This is a genomic window from Arthrobacter senegalensis, from assembly GCF_059091765.1.
The window spans coordinates 138,574-152,711 of record NZ_JBNHGZ010000005.1 but is presented as its reverse complement, the minus strand read 5'-3'; the positions used below and the strand labels follow the sequence as shown (position 1 = coordinate 152,711).

13 protein-coding genes are annotated in these 14,138 nt (G+C 65.6%); 5 read left to right on the top strand and 8 right to left on the bottom strand.

Annotation, left to right across the window (positions count from 1 at the left end):
• Positions 1-26 precede the first annotated feature (26 nt).
• The 3 genes from AC5RVG_RS15300 to AC5RVG_RS15290 all read right to left on the bottom strand — a co-directional run bounded on the left by AC5RVG_RS15300 (position 27) and on the right by AC5RVG_RS15290 (position 1,462).
• Complete coding sequence (locus AC5RVG_RS15300) at positions 27-515, bottom strand: pyridoxamine 5'-phosphate oxidase family protein (protein ID WP_494001602.1); 489 nt, start codon at positions 513-515, stop codon at positions 27-29.
• A gap of 162 nt (positions 516-677) precedes the next feature.
• Positions 678-1,163, bottom strand: a complete 486-nt coding sequence (locus AC5RVG_RS15295) for an SRPBCC family protein (RefSeq protein ID WP_494001601.1) — start codon at positions 1,161-1,163, stop codon at positions 678-680.
• The gene (locus AC5RVG_RS15290; protein WP_494014576.1) at positions 1,160-1,462 is read right to left on the bottom strand and encodes an ArsR/SmtB family transcription factor; all 303 of its coding nucleotides are present in this window, start codon (positions 1,460-1,462) and stop codon (positions 1,160-1,162) included. Before AC5RVG_RS15290 ends, AC5RVG_RS15295 begins: the two co-directional genes overlap by 4 nt.
• Positions 1,463-1,637: 175 nt before the next feature.
• Between AC5RVG_RS15290 and AC5RVG_RS15285 the strand changes: the two genes are divergently transcribed.
• From AC5RVG_RS15285 to AC5RVG_RS15270, 4 genes are all read left to right on the top strand, one after another.
• Positions 1,638-2,555: a LysR family transcriptional regulator gene (locus AC5RVG_RS15285; RefSeq protein WP_494014500.1), complete on the top strand. Its 918-nt coding sequence runs from the start codon at positions 1,638-1,640 to the stop codon at positions 2,553-2,555.
• 364 nt (positions 2,556-2,919) lie between these two features.
• Positions 2,920-4,182: an MFS transporter gene (locus AC5RVG_RS15280; RefSeq protein ID WP_494014499.1), complete on the top strand. Its 1,263-nt coding sequence runs from the start codon at positions 2,920-2,922 to the stop codon at positions 4,180-4,182.
• A gap of 103 nt (positions 4,183-4,285) precedes the next feature.
• Positions 4,286-5,581: a M20 family metallo-hydrolase gene (locus AC5RVG_RS15275; RefSeq protein WP_494014498.1), complete on the top strand. Its 1,296-nt coding sequence runs from the start codon at positions 4,286-4,288 to the stop codon at positions 5,579-5,581.
• Positions 5,578-7,017 carry an amidase gene (locus AC5RVG_RS15270; protein WP_494014497.1) on the top strand — a complete coding sequence of 480 codons (1,440 nt, stop codon included), beginning with the start codon at positions 5,578-5,580 and terminating at the stop codon, positions 7,015-7,017. The genes AC5RVG_RS15275 and AC5RVG_RS15270 overlap by 4 nt, the downstream gene beginning before the upstream one ends.
• Positions 7,018-7,046: 29 nt before the next feature.
• On the opposite strand, the gene abc-f is transcribed toward AC5RVG_RS15270, so the two are convergent.
• Positions 7,047-8,684, bottom strand: coding sequence for a ribosomal protection-like ABC-F family protein (gene abc-f / locus AC5RVG_RS15265; RefSeq protein WP_494014496.1), 1,638 nt, complete (start codon positions 8,682-8,684; stop codon positions 7,047-7,049).
• A gap of 214 nt (positions 8,685-8,898) precedes the next feature.
• Here abc-f and asnB point away from each other — a divergent pair, with 214 nt between their 5' ends.
• Positions 8,899-10,419, top strand: coding sequence for an asparagine synthase (glutamine-hydrolyzing) (gene asnB, locus AC5RVG_RS15260; protein WP_494001599.1), 1,521 nt, complete (start codon positions 8,899-8,901; stop codon positions 10,417-10,419).
• 69 nt (positions 10,420-10,488) lie between these two features.
• On the opposite strand, the gene AC5RVG_RS15255 is transcribed toward asnB, so the two are convergent.
• From AC5RVG_RS15255 to AC5RVG_RS15240, 4 genes are read right to left on the bottom strand one after another with little or no spacing between them, the layout of a single operon-like run.
• Positions 10,489-11,430, bottom strand: a complete 942-nt coding sequence (locus AC5RVG_RS15255; RefSeq protein ID WP_494014495.1) for a glycine betaine ABC transporter substrate-binding protein — start codon at positions 11,428-11,430, stop codon at positions 10,489-10,491.
• A gap of 26 nt (positions 11,431-11,456) precedes the next feature.
• Positions 11,457-12,254 carry an ABC transporter permease gene (locus tag AC5RVG_RS15250; RefSeq protein ID WP_494014494.1) on the bottom strand — a complete coding sequence of 266 codons (798 nt, stop codon included), beginning with the start codon at positions 12,252-12,254 and terminating at the stop codon, positions 11,457-11,459.
• Position 12,255: 1 nt separating this feature from the next.
• The gene (locus AC5RVG_RS15245) at positions 12,256-13,473 is read right to left on the bottom strand and encodes an ABC transporter ATP-binding protein (protein WP_494001596.1); all 1,218 of its coding nucleotides are present in this window, start codon (positions 13,471-13,473) and stop codon (positions 12,256-12,258) included.
• The gene (locus AC5RVG_RS15240) at positions 13,470-14,114 is read right to left on the bottom strand and encodes an ABC transporter permease (protein ID WP_494014493.1); all 645 of its coding nucleotides are present in this window, start codon (positions 14,112-14,114) and stop codon (positions 13,470-13,472) included. Before AC5RVG_RS15240 ends, AC5RVG_RS15245 begins: the two co-directional genes overlap by 4 nt.
• Between the last annotated feature and the right edge of the window lie 24 nt (positions 14,115-14,138).

Here is a 14,138-nt window from a genome sequence, read left to right as displayed (position 1 = left end):
TGGTGCCGATCGGCAGATGCCTCCGGCTAGAGGTTGACGACGTCGTTCTTGCCGACGTCGTCTGCTTGCTTCCCGGTGACCATTCCCTTGGCCAGCTTGAACAGCGTGGCCACCTTGGGGGAATCCGGCTTCCAATATTCGGCGGTGTGGGCCTCGACCCGGAGCAAGGCCACCGTGGGGTCGTCCTTGCCGTTCTCAAACCACGGTTCCATCATGGGGCCCCAGAGTTCGTCGATCTTCGCCTGGTCCCGGACGATGGAGGCGGTGCCCGAGATGGACAGGTAGCCGTCCGACCCGCTGACCGACACATTCACGTGCGGATTGGCGCGGATTTCGTTGGCCTTGGGCGAGGGATCGTGCGTCACAAACCACAGGTCGCCGTCGAACTCCGCTTCCTGTAGTGCCAGGGGCCGACTAAACAGCTGGCCGCTGGCATTGACCGTGGTGAGGACGCCGATGTCAGCGTCCTTCAGGATCTTGGCTACTTCCTTGCGTCCTTCATCATCGTTCGCCATGAAACCACCTTCCGACTAGGGTGCAGGGAATCCTCAGCATACTTTCTAATTCCGAGGAGGCCAATGGTGGTGGCGGGCGGGAACGGTTGAACAGGGAAGTGCGCGCGGCATGAGGCCGGAGCCTGGTCGGCTTCGGCTTCATGCCGCGGCAGTGCCGCCTCTTTACGCGGTGCGGGCGCCGGCGAGCAGTTCGTCCAGCCGCTCGTAGCCTTCGCTCATGCCGCTTTCCATGCCGGACTGGGCCATGCCGTCGCGCGCCTCCAGCGTGGGGTAGACGGAATGTCCGATCAGTTTGCAGCGTCCGTTGCCGAGGTCCTCGAAGGTCATGAACTCGATGCTCACGACGTCCGGGTAGCCGCCGAACTCGAAGGTCTGGATGGCGAACTCGTTCTCGCGGACCGTGTGGAATATGCCGGTAAAGGCGTACTGTTGGCCGTCGGGTCCGGTGTGTAGGTAGCGGTAGCTGCCGCCGGTGCGGAAGTCGTAGTGGTCGACGTCCATCTTCATGCCCCGCGGGCCCAGCCACTGCTTGAGCAGGTCGGGATCTTTGTGTGCGCGGAAAACGTCGGCGACGGGGTAGTCGAACTCGCGTTCGGTATCGATGAACGGAAGGCCCTCCGGGAGGGTGACTTTGAGTGAGTTGCTCATGGTTTGTCCTTGGATAGTTGGCCGAGCACGGCGTCCAGTCCGCGGTACTGCGCCTCCCGAACCAGCCGGTACTGGTCGATCCACGCGGTAAGCGCTTCGAGCCGTGCAGCGTTGAGGTGAACGGGCCGGCGTTGGGCATCCCTGCTGCGGGTGACCAACAGTGCCTGCTCGAGGACCTGGATGTGTTTCGAAACCGCCTGCTTGGAGATTTCGAAGGGCTCGGCCAGCTCGTTGACCGTTGCCGGTCCGCGGCTGAGCCGGGCGATGATGCGGCGGCGGGCCGGATCTGCCAGGGCCATGAACGCCCTGTCCAGGAGGGCCTCGTCGCTACGATCGGTCACGTTATTCAACTCTTCCTTTGATCAACCTTTCGGTTGACTAAGAAGTTACTCCGCTGGCGACCACAGGTCAAGGGGTTGTGGCACGATTCGGAATGTCAGGGGAGGGCGGGTCTGGGGTCTGACAGGATGAAGCATGGCCAAGCCCTTCACCCTTACCCAACTGCGCTACTTTGCGACGGTCGCCGAGACCGAGAACATGACGGCCGCCGCACAACGGCTGAACCTGACGCAGTCGGCGCTGTCCAATGCGATTTCCCAGCTTGAGCAGGACCTGGACGTACAGCTCTTCATTCGGTTGTCGCAGAGGGGGCTGAAACTGAGTCCCGCCGGACGACAATTCGCCAAAGACCTGAACGCCTTCCTCGAGCACGCAGATTCCCTGTACGAGTCGGCGCGGGGCCTGTCGCAAAATCTCACCGGCGAGCTGAAAGTAGGGGTCTTCGGACCGCTGGCGCCCTTCCGGGCTCCAGTGATTCTCCAGGCCTTTGAAGCGGAATACCCGGACGTACACGTTTCGTTCCTGGAGGGCGATCAGGAGTTCCTGCGGCGGGCCTTGCTCGAGGGGCATTGTGAACTGGCGCTGATGTACAGCATTGGGTTGGGCGGCGGTTTCACCACTCAGACGGTGGAGCACATTCCGGCGCACGTGTTGGTTCAGGAGGGGCATCCTCTCGCTGCAAGTCCTGACCACGAGGTGGCACTGAAGGATTTGGAAGAGGAGCCGATGATCCTGCTGGACCTGCCGCATACCCGTGAGTACTTCATGCAGTTGTTCCAACTTGCAGGTTTAAAGCCCAATATTCGTCACCGGGCGACCGGCTATGAAACTGTCCGCTCCTTCGTTGCCCGCGGCCATGGTTACGCTGTGCTGAATCAGCGGCTCCACCACAACCTGACTTACGCGGGCGGGGGTGTCGTTCCGCTACGGCTTGTGGATCAACTGCCGGCCATCGAGGTGGTGCTGGTGCGACCCGAGGGTGTGACGCCCACCCGGCGGGCGCTCGCGTTCGAGGCAGTGTGCCGCGCGCTGTACGGCGCGGATAAAACCTAGATCTCCCGCTGGCTGCGGCTGGCCAGACTTCGGATTCATAATTTCGATTACAAACGCAGAAATTATCTGTTGGACAGATGTGAGGTGGGCCACTGAGACTGAACATCATTCCAAGAGGTTGATCCACCGCTGGCCGAACCTGCAAAGACGCGGGATCGTACGAGGATCAGCCGCAACCTTCAGGAGGACTTGCGATGGACTACAGGCAGTCAAGATCCACGTCGTGTTCCGGGTTACACGCGAATTCGGGTAAGGGCCGCAGTTCGTCCCGCCTCTGGCGGCAGTCATGACGGTGAATGGAGCCCGGACTACATCGGGATCCGCAGACGCCACAGCCTTCTCACAGTCGAACAAAACCACCGGGATGCAGAAGCGCGTCCTTGCAGGTGGCAGTGTTGGGCAGTTTATTGAGTTCTACGACTTTTCCCTCTACGGTCTCTCCGCAGTGACGCTCTCCCAGCTGTTTTTCCCCGGCGAGAACGCACTTATCGGGCTGTTGGCCACCTTTGCCACGTTCGGTGTCGCCTTCATCGCCCGGCCGATCGGAGGTCTGTTCTTCGGACAGCTGGGCGACCGGATCGGCCGACGCCGCGTCCTCTACATCACGCTGGTGACCATCGGCGGTGCCACGACCGCCATCGGCCTGTTGCCGCCTTATGCCGCCATCGGAGCTCTCGCCCCTGCACTGCTGGTACTGTGCCGGCTGCTGCAAGGGTTCTCGGCAGGCGGAGAATCCGTCGGTGCACCGGCCTTCGTTTTCGAACATGCGCCCGTGAACCGTCGCGGTTTTTGGCTCAACATCACCCTTGCCGCCACCGCGCTGCCGTCCGTCGTGGCCGGCGCGATGATCCTGATCCTCAACCAAAGCCTTTCCGATGAGGCCTTCTTCTCATGGGGCTGGCGCGTACCGTTCCTGCTGGCGTTGCCGCTGTCCCTGTTCGGTGTGTGGATCCGCTCCAGGACCGAGGAGAGCGCGGCATTCAAGCAGGTCGCTGAAAAACAGAAGAAAAAGGAGTACAGCCCGGTTCGCGAGGCCTTCCGCGAGAACAAGGTCCGGATGCTCCAGGTCGTCTTCGTCATGGGCTTGACCGCCATGGGTTTCTACTTCCTGTCCGGTTACTTCGTCGGCTACGTGCAGACGACCGGCAACCTGACCCTGCAGGCGTCCCTAGTGGCGAACGCATCGGCGATGCTGTTTTACGCTTTGCTGCTCCCGGTCGGCGGAATCATCGGTGACAAGGTAGGTCGCAAGCCGATGCTGATTGCAGGGTCGGCCGCGATCGCATTGCTGGCCTTCCCCTGCTTCATGCTGGTAACCAGCGGCTCGCTGGGCCTGGCAATTCTGGGACAGCTGCTCTTCGTCGTTCCGCTATGCATCTACGGCGGCGGCTGCTACACGTTCTTCGTGGAAATCTTCACGACGAAGACCCGCTTCACCTCGGCCGCCGTCAGCTACAACCTTGGATACGCGTTGTTCGGCGGAACCGCGCCCTTCATCGGCACCGCGCTGGTGAACGGCACCGGTATCTCTTACTCGCCGGCCTACTGGCTGTGCGGCGCGGCGATCATTGTGTTCCTGCTGCTCACGCTGACCAAGGTTCCGGAGACCCGCGGACGCCTCGGCTGATAACGGGAGCCGGGGGGGGACCGATACTCCTTCCGGCTCCCGCAGGTTCCGCCCTTCCCGGTTCCCACCGGCAGCTCACGTATTAGGTATTAGGAGTTTTGTTATGTCCGCTGAAGCTTTCCTCAAGGACTTTCACCACGTTGCCACCATCGGGGCCACAGCAAACCAAGGTGTGCATCGGCAAGCCGCCACCGAGGAAGACCGGCAGACCCGGGACTGGTTCACCGCTTTTGCAGCCGAGCACGGCTGGGGCGTGCGCGTGGACGGCATCGGCAACATGTTCGCCTTGATCGAATTCCGGCCCGCTGCGAAATTCGTCATGATCGGCTCCCACTTGGATAGCCAGCCGCTGGGTGGTCGCTTCGACGGGGCGTACGGCGTGCTGGCCGGGTTGCACGCTGCTGCCCGGATCGAGGCGCACGTCAACGCGACAGGCAACGTTCCGCCGTTCAATCTGGCGGTGGTGAACTGGTTCAACGAGGAAGGCGGCCGCTTTGCACCCTCCATCATGGGCAGCTCCGTCTTCGCGGGAATCATGGATCGTGAGCAGATGCTCGGCGTGAGGGACCTCCAGGGAGTCTCCGTGCGGGAAGCCCTGGCGTCGATCGGCTACCTCGGAACGGAGGAGGGGCCCGAAGCAGTGAGCTACGCGGAGATCCACATCGAGCAGGGCCGCATCCTGGAGCGCGAGGGCCTGACCATAGGCGCCGTGGACTCGAGCTGGTACACCCAGAAGCTGGATATTGAGGTCCTCGGCGAGCAGTCCCATACCGGCGCTACCGCCATGGCAGACCGGCACGATGCGCTGGTTGCCGCCTCGAAGATTGTCCTCATGGTGCACGACGTCACGCGCAACTTTGAGGAGGAGACGCTCGTGTCCTCCGTGGGGCAGCTGACGCTGGAACCGAATTCGCCGATCGTCGTGGCCCGCCGGGTGCACCTCGTAGCTGATTTGCGCTCCAACAGCCCCGAGATTGTGCGCTCCGCACGGGACAGCCTGCTGGCAGACATCGCCCGGCTTGCCGAGGAACACGACATCCGGATCAACGTGAAGGACTTCGATGTCCGGGCCAACCAGTACTACCCCGAATCCGGTGTCGTGTTGACTGAGAAGACGGCCGAGAAGCTGGGACTTGGGGTCCGCCGTATGCAGACGATGGCAGGGCACGACTCGGTAGCGATGAACCGGATCGTGCCATCGGTCATGGTGTTCATTCCGTCAGTGGACGGCGTCAGCCACTGCGAACGCGAATTTACCAAGGATGCGGACATGCTGGCGGGCCTGGATGCCCTGACCCAGATCGCGTTGGAACTGGTTTATGGTGCGCTGTCGTCGGAAGACTCGGTGTCGGGAGAGTTTGGCCTCGTGGACAAGTTCACTGCAGGAGCCAGGTCATGACCGAGCTGCATTACCTCAGTGCAGTGGACGCGCTGCGGCTGTTCCGCTCTCGGGAGCTTTCCCCTGTCGAACTGATGGAAGCGGTCATAGAACGAATTACCGAGATCAACGGGACCGTCAATGCGCTGACCGAGACGATGTTTGAGGAGGCCCTCGCTGAGTCGCGGGAGGCCGAGCTGCTGTACCAGCGCGGCGAGTTCGACGGCGGACCCCGAGGCCTGGATTCGGCGCCGCCGTTACTAGGATTGCCTGTGGCCGCAAAAGAGAAGCATGCCATCGCCGGCCGAAGCTTCTCGCAGGGGCTGTTGGCGTGCGCCGGCGAGACCGCAGCGGCCGATCACCCGATCATTGGGCGGATCAAAGCCGCCGGAGGAATCCTCCATGCCCGCACCACCTCGCCCGAATTCAGCTGCGCCACGGTGACACACAGCCCGATGTGGGGAATCACCCGGAACCCGTGGAACCCGGAGTACTCGCCGGGCGGATCCTCCGGCGGGGCCGGTGCAGCGCTGGCATCCGGGATGACGGCATTGGCGACGGCCTCGGACATCGCGGGTTCTACCCGGTTACCCGCATCCTTTACCGGAACCGTCGGTTACAAAGCACCGTACGGCAGGATTCCGGGCATGCCGCCTCTTTCCAGTGACTGGTACCGCGGCGACGGCCCGATGGGCCGCACGGTCGCCGACACCGCGCTGTTGACCAATGTGATGGCCGGACCGAACCCCATGGACCACACGTCGGTGGGGCCGTCCGCTCCTTTGCCCTTGGAATTTGCGCCGGTCCACCACATGCGGATTGCGCTGTGCATCCGGCTCGGGGACTACCCGGTCACAGGGGAGATCGAGGCCAACACCCGGGCCGTGGCCGCGGCTCTGGAGGCAGCGGGTGCCGTCGTCGAGGAGATCGAACTTCCTTGGTCCCATCGGGAGATCAGCGATGTTATCTTCACCCACTTCGGGCACATTCTCGGCCCCGCTATGGAGGCAGCCACCGCAGGCGGCACCGAGCAGTTGGCCGCCTATACGCTGCGCTTCATGGCCGACGCGCGTGAGGCGTCGACGCGCCACACACTCCTGGACGGACTGCAAGCCGAGTCACGTATCCAGGGGCAGCTGGCCCAGGCCATGGACGGATTCGACGCCCTGATCTGTCCCGCCTCAGCAGTTCCTGCGCTCAAAGCCGACGCCGACTACCTCGACGGGATCGACGTCGATGGGCAACATCTCGAGCACTACTGGGAAGCGCACATGACTGCGCCGTTTAACATCAACAACCGTTGTCCCGTCCTGGCCGTGCCGAGCGGACTTTCCGAGACCGGGATACCGACAGGCGTGCAAATCGTCGGTAACCCCTACGACGACCTCACCGTCTTCCGCATCGGTGCTGCCGTGGAACAGTTGCGCCCCTGGTCCGGGATGCGGCCGGCACTCTAACCCCGTCCTGAACCGGAGGTCCGAGGGACTCAGCGGACGGTGACCTGGCCGGCGTCGACGTCCCAGCGGGTGTCCAGCCGGACGTTTTCCAGCAGCCGGCGGTCATGCGAGACCAGCAGTAGCGTGCCGTCGTAGCTGTCCAGTGCCTGCTCCAGTTGTTCGATGGCGGGCAGGTCCAAGTGGTTGGTGGGTTCGTCGAGGACCAGCAGGTTCACGCCGCGGGCCTGCAGCAGGGCGAGGGCGGCCCGGGTGCGCTCGCCGGGGGAGAGGGCGCCGACGGCGCTGGATACCTGGTCGGCCTTGAGGCCGAACTTTGCCAGCAGCGTCCGGACCTCGGCCTGGCTGTAGTCCGGGACCAGCGCTTCGAAGGCGGCACATAGCGGCCGGTCCTCCGCGAGCTGGCCGCGCGCCTGGTCGATCTCGCCGATGGCGACGCTGGCACCCAGCCCGGCGGCGCCGTCGTCGGGCTGCTGGTGTCCCAGCAGGAGGCGCAGCAGGGTGGACTTGCCCGCGCCGTTGGGGCCGGTGATGCCGATGCGCTCGCCGGCGTTGACCTGGAGCGAGACCGGGCCGAGCGTGAAGGCGTCGCGGCGGACGGTGGCCTGGTTCAGGGTGGCGACCACCGAACTGGAGCGCGGGGCGGCGCCGATGCTGAACTGCAGCTGCCACTCCTTGCGGGGCTCCTCCACCTCGTCCAGCCGGGCGATGCGGGACTCCATTTGCCGCACCTTTTGCGCCTGCTTTTCGGAGGACTCCGTGCTGGCCTTGCGGCGAATCTTGTCGTTGTCCGGATTCTTCTTCATGGCGTTCCGGACGCCCTGGGAGCTCCACTCGCGCTGGGTCCGCGCCCGGGACACGAGGTCCGCCTTCTTCTCCGCGAACTCGTCGTAGGCGTCGCGCGCGTGGCGGCGCGCCACGGCCCGCTCCTCCAGGAAGGCATCGTAGCCGCCGTCGTACACCGCCACCTTGTTCTGGGCCAGGTCCAGCTCCACCACGGTGGTCACGCAGCGGGCCAAGAACTCGCGGTCGTGGGAGACGAGCACCGCGCCGCCGCGCAGGCCCTGCACGAACGACTCCAGCCGAGCCAGTCCGGCCAGGTCCAGATCGTTGGTGGGCTCGTCCAGCAGGACCACGTCGAACCGGCTCAGCAGCAGGGCTGCCAAGGCGGCGCGGGCGGCCTGGCCGCCGGAAAGCCCGGTCATCGGGGCGTCTGGGCCGACGTCCAGGCCGAGCTCGGCCAGCATGGGCGGGATCCTGTCCTCCAGATCCGCCGCCCCGCTGGCCATCCAATGGTCCAGGGCGGCGGCGTAGGCATCGCCGGCCTGCTTGGAGCCGGACCCCAGCGCCTCGGCCGCGGCTTCCATGGCGGCGGTGGCGGCCGCGGCACCGGTGCGGCGGTCAAGGTAGGCGGCGATGTTCTCGCCGGGAATCCGTTCGTGTTCCTGCGGCAGCCAGCCGACAAAGGCGTCCGAGGGCGCCGTGCTCACGGACCCCGCCAGCGGTGCGTCCGCGCCCGCCAGAATCCGCAGCAGCGTGGTCTTGCCGGCACCGTTGGCGCCGACCACCCCGACGACGTCGCCCGGCGCGACGGTCAGGTTCAGGTTGGAGAACAGGGTGCGGTGGCCGTGGCCGCCCGAGAGGTCCTTGGCCACCAGCGTTGCAGTCATGCCTACCAGTCTAGAGAGCGGCGGCGGGTGGTCCGGACCGCGCCGGCTCCACGACCATGGAACCTTCGAGCCTTTCGGCCTGGCCCGCGACCGGCGGAAGCGCGCGGGCGCCGGCTGGCTATGCTGGAGAAGTCGCGTCGCAGCGCCTGGGGCGGACAGAGCCCGGCCGCATGCGGCGCCGGATTTGTTGAACAAGCGCGAAGGCGGGATGCAGATGTCAGGGATAGTGGCTGCCCACGGGGAGTTCGATGTGACAGCGGGCGAACGGATGCTGGACCGGTTGGCACACCGTGGACCGGACGGATCGGGGTCGCGCCGGGTGGGCAGGTCCTGGCTCGGCAGCCGGCAGCTGTCCATCGTCGATCCGGAGAACGGGCAGCAACCCCTGGCCGGCCGGGACGGCGACGCGTGGCTGGTGGGCGACGGCGAGATCTACAACTACCGCCGGATCCGCGACCGGCTCGGGCAGGAGGGTTTCCGGACCCGGTCCGATCTGGAGGCCGCGCTGCGGCTGTACGAGGAGCTAGGCGTCGCCGCCTTCGACAAGCTCTGGGGTCCGTTCGCCTTGGTGATCGCCGGCGATGACGGGCGTTTCGTCGCGGCCAGGGACCTGCTCGGATTGTCCCCGTTGTACTGGGCGCGGCGCGAAGAAACCGTGCTGTTTGCCTCCGAAATGAAGGCGTTCGACGACGAGTGGCGGCCTTTCGTGGAGCCGTTTCCGCCCGGCCATGCCTGGACACCGGAAGACGGCCTGATGGCAGGGCCCGTCTTCCCGGCCGGCGCCCCGGTGCTGCTCAAGAGCCGACGGCCGGACGAGGATCCCCCGCAGTGGGTCTTCGATGCCCTGCGCGACACCCTGGTCCGGGCGGTGGAGCGCAACCTGGAGGCCGACGTGCCGGTGGGCGTCCTGTTGTCCGGCGGGGTGGACTCCAGCATCGTCACGGCAGTGGCGGCCCGCAAGGCCGCCGAGCGCGGGAAGGTTTTGAAGACGTTCGCCGTCGGGCTGGAGGGAAGCGCCGACCTGCTCGCCGCCCGGGTGATGGCGGCCGCCGCGGGGACCGAGCACCACGAGCTGGTCTACACCGCCGAGGATGCGATCGCGCTGGTACCGCAGGTGATAGCGGAACTTGAGTCCTTTGACCCGACGCTGGTGCACAGCGCGGTGCCGAATTTCCTGGTGTCCCGGCTGGCCGCCGAGCACGTGAAGATTGTGCTGGTGGGCGAGGGGGCCGACGAGCTGTTCGCCGGCTACTCGCACTACGGCCGCCATGACTCCGGCGAGGCGCTGCACGAAGACCTGCTGGAGACCATCGAAGGCATGCCCATCGGGGGACTGCAGCGGGTGGACCGGGTGGCCGGTGCGCACGGGATCGAGCCGCGGTTGCCCTTCCTGGACCTGGACATGGTGGAACTGGCCCTGGCGTTGCCGCCGGCGTGGAAGCTGACGGGACCGGAGCGGCCCGCCAAATGGCTGTTGCGCAAGGCCTTCGACGGGATGGTTCCGCACGAGGTGCTCTGGCGGCCGAAGGAGCAGTTCGGCGAGGGCACCGGCATGAACGACGTGCTCCGCGAACACTTCGAAGCCTCGGTCAGCGAAGCCGAGCTCGAGCAGGAGGCAGGCGTGCTGGATCCGCCGGTGCGGACCCGCGAGGAACTCGCTTACTACCGCATCTTCGCCGCCGCGCTGCCGGGGATCGATGCGCAGAAGACGGTGGGACGTTTCGCGGAGGCCTGATACGCCAAGCGGCCGCCGGTCGTGGTGACCGGCGGCCGCTGGCCGTTGTGCGGAGGCAAGGTCCGGTGGCTAGCCCACCAGGCCCTGCTCCTGCAGCCACTCCTCGGCGACGTCGCGGGGATCCTCGCCGTCGTTGTCCACCCGGCCATTGAGCTCGGTGATAACTTCATTGGTCAGTGCGGCGCTGATCGGTGCCATGATCTCCGCGATGGCCGGGTACTCGTCCAGGGTTTCCTGGCGCAGGGTCATGGAGCCCTGGTAAGGGACAAAGAATTCCTTGTCGTCCTCCAACACGGTCAGTTCGTTGGAGATGACCCGCGCATCGGTGGAGAAGACTTCGCCGAACTGGCAGGATCCGCCGACCTGTGTGTAGATGAGGTTCAGGTCCAGCTCCACTACCTTGCTGAACTCAAAACCGTACGCCTTCTCCAGGCCCGGGAGCCCGTCGTCGCGGTTGATGAACTCGCTGGCGGCGCAGACGGCACCCTGGTCCGGGTTCTTCTGGATGAACGCGGCGGCTTCGGTCATGTTGGTGATGCCTTCGGCCTCCGCGAACTCCTTCTTGGCGGCAATCCGGTAGGTGTTCTCGAACGGCGCCGGTTCCAGCCACGCGACGCCGTTCTCCGCGTCTTCCTTGGCGACGGCGGCGTAGAGGTCTTCCGGCACGTCCTCGGTGGTGTGGCCGAGGACATTGACCCAGCCGGTTCCGGTGTAGTCCCAGTAGAAGTCCACTTGGCTCGACTCCAGGGCCTCCCGCACGGTGGCGCTGCCGGAGATGCCCGTCTTGTCCTCGACGGTGGCACCGGCATCCTCGAGCGCGACGGCCGCGATCTGGGCCAGCAGGATCGATTCGGTGAATTCCTTGGAGCCCGCCGTGAAGTGTGCGCCCGCGAGCTCGCCGTCGCCCGTCGCCTCGGCGGCGTCGCCGCCGCCGCAGGCCGTCAGCAGCAGGGCCACTCCGGCGCCAAACGCGGCGAACGCCGTCTTCCGTGAACTATTCGCTTTCATCATTCCTCTTTCGTCATGCAGGGGATGGCCTAGAGCCCTTTCGGGCGCAGGAAGTCTTCGGCGATGCTCGCCAGGTAGTCGATCAGCAGTGCCAGCGCCGCCGTGAGCGCGGCGCCGACGATCTGGACCAGGACGCGGTTGGTGGACAGCCCGGCCACGATGATGTCCCCGAGTCCGCCCGCGTTGATGTAGGTCACCAGGGTGGCCGTACCCACGTTGATGACCAGCGCGGTGCGAACGCCGGCCAGCATGATCGGCACCGCGAGGGGCAGTTCGAGCCGGCGCAGGACGCCGAACTTGGAGATGCCCATGCCCCGCCCGGCTTCCAGTACGGATTCGTCAACCTGCTCCAGGCCCACCATGGTGTTGAGCAGCACCGGGATGATGGCGTAGAGCACCAAGCCCACGATGGCGGCCTGGAAACCCAGGAACAGGAAAGCCACGGCCAGCAGGACCAACACGGCGATGGTCGGAACCGCCTGTCCCAGGGTCAGCAGGGTGATCAGGTAGGGGCGGATCCGGCGCATGGCCGGGCGCGTGAACAGGATGCCCAACGGCACCGCGATGACCAGGGTCAGCAGCGTCGAGACCGCGGTCAGCTGCAGGTGCCGGCCCAGGGCGGCGGCCAGGTTGGCCGGGGCCAGGGCACGCGCCTCGATGCTGTCCAGTTCCTGCGAGCCGACATACAGGTACAGCGCCAGGCAGGCCAGCGCCAGGATGGCCGGCACCAGCAGGTAACCGGTCAGGGTCCTGCGCCGCGTCCTGGCCGGTGGCTGGACCGCAACATCCTCGTCGTGCACCGGGTGCTGTGGTGCGGCAGCGGCCACGTCAGCCACCCGCCTGTACGGCTTCGGCCACCTCGCCCAGACCGGCCCGGGCTCGAGTGACCGCCGTGTCCCGCATGGCGCGGATGGCCTCGTTGATCTGTTCGATATCCACCACGCCCTGGTAGACACCGTGCGAGTCCACCACGATGGTCACGCTGTAGCGGGCGGTGATGAGCTCGTTGAGGGCATCGGACAGGGTTGCGCGGGGTTCCACCATGGCTTCCGGCGGCAGCCCCACCTCGTCCAGCGCGCGTGTGCCTGCCCGATGCAGGTCGTCCGCACCCACCCAGCGGCGGGGCCGCCCGGCGTGGTCGAGCACCAGGAGCGCGGAGCGGTCGCTGCGCCGCAACTGCTCCAGCGCGTCCTCGGCCGGGGTGTCCAGCCGGACGGTCGGCCACTGGGTCAGCTCGATGTCGGCCACGCGGCTGAGGTTCAGCCGCTTCAGGGAGGCGCCGTTGCCGATGAAGTCGGAGACGAAATCATTGGCAGGGGCGGTCAGGATCTGCTCCGGGGTGTCGTACTGGGCAATCCGGGAGCGGTCCTGCAGGATGGCGATCCGGTCGCCCATCTTGATTGCTTCATCGATGTCATGGGTGACGAACACGATGGTCTTGCGCACCTCCGACTGCAGGCGCAGGAATTCGTTCTGCAGCCGGTCCCGGGTGATCGGGTCTATCGCCCCGAACGGTTCGTCCATCAGCATCACTTCCGGGTCTGCACCCAGAGCGCGTGCCACCCCTACCCGTTGCCGCTGCCCGCCGGAGAGCTCCTTGGGGTAGCGGTTGCGGTACGTCGACGGCGGCATGTTGACCATGTCCAGCAATTCGTCCACCCGAGCGGAAATCCGTTTGGCGTCCCAGCCCAACAGCTTGGGCACGGTGGCCACGTTTTCGCCGATGGTCATGTGCGGGAACAGGCCGACCTGCTGAATGACGTAGCCAATGCGGCGGCGGAGCTGGTCCGGGTCGGTGGTGGTGACGTCCTCTCCGTCCAGGATGATCCGGCCGGAGGTGGGCTCGATGATCCGGTTGATCATCTTCATGGTGGTGGTCTTGCCGCATCCCGACGGGCCGACCAGCACCACGATCTCGCCCTCGTGGATGTCCAGGGTCAGGTCGTCGACCGCGTTGTCCTTCTGTCCGGGAAACCTCTTGGACAGGTTCTGTAAGCGGATCTTGACCGGCCTGGGCTGGGGGGTCTGATGGTCGGAAGCGGTCATCGGATTCCTTTGGAGGTAGTCAGCTTGCGGACGGTGTGGAAGAGCAGATCGAACAGGATGGCGAGGACAATCACGCCGAGGGTTCCGGCCAGGACCATGTTGACAGCCACCGGCGTGCCCACCCGGGCGAGGCCGGTGAAGATCAGCTCTCCGTAGCCGGGGCCCAGTACGATCGCGCCGATGGCAGCGATGCCCAGCAGGACCAGGGTGGTGACGCGGATGCCGGTGATGATCACCGGCCACGCCAGCGGCAGTTCGATCCTCAGCAGCCGCTGGGTTCGGCTCATGCCCATGCCCTTGGCCGATTCCACGATGGCAGGATCCACTTCGCGCAGGCCGGTGATGGTGTTGCGGACGATGGGCAGCAGGCCATACATGGTGAGGGCGACGACGACGGGCAGCGCGCCCAAGCCCAGGGGGCCGATGAGGAGGATGAACAACGCGAAGGAGGGGACGGTCAGGAAAGCACCGGTGACCGCGAGGACTGTTTCGCGCGGCCGTTCGTGCCGATAAGTCGCGATGCCCAGGCCGACCCCGATCACGGTGGCGAGCATGACCGCAACGCCCACGAGGATGGCATGCTCGATGCCCATTTCCAGCATGTCGTCGGCCCGTTTCGCGAGAAACTCGAAAAAGTTCACACGTTCCTTTCTGTAACCTCTGCC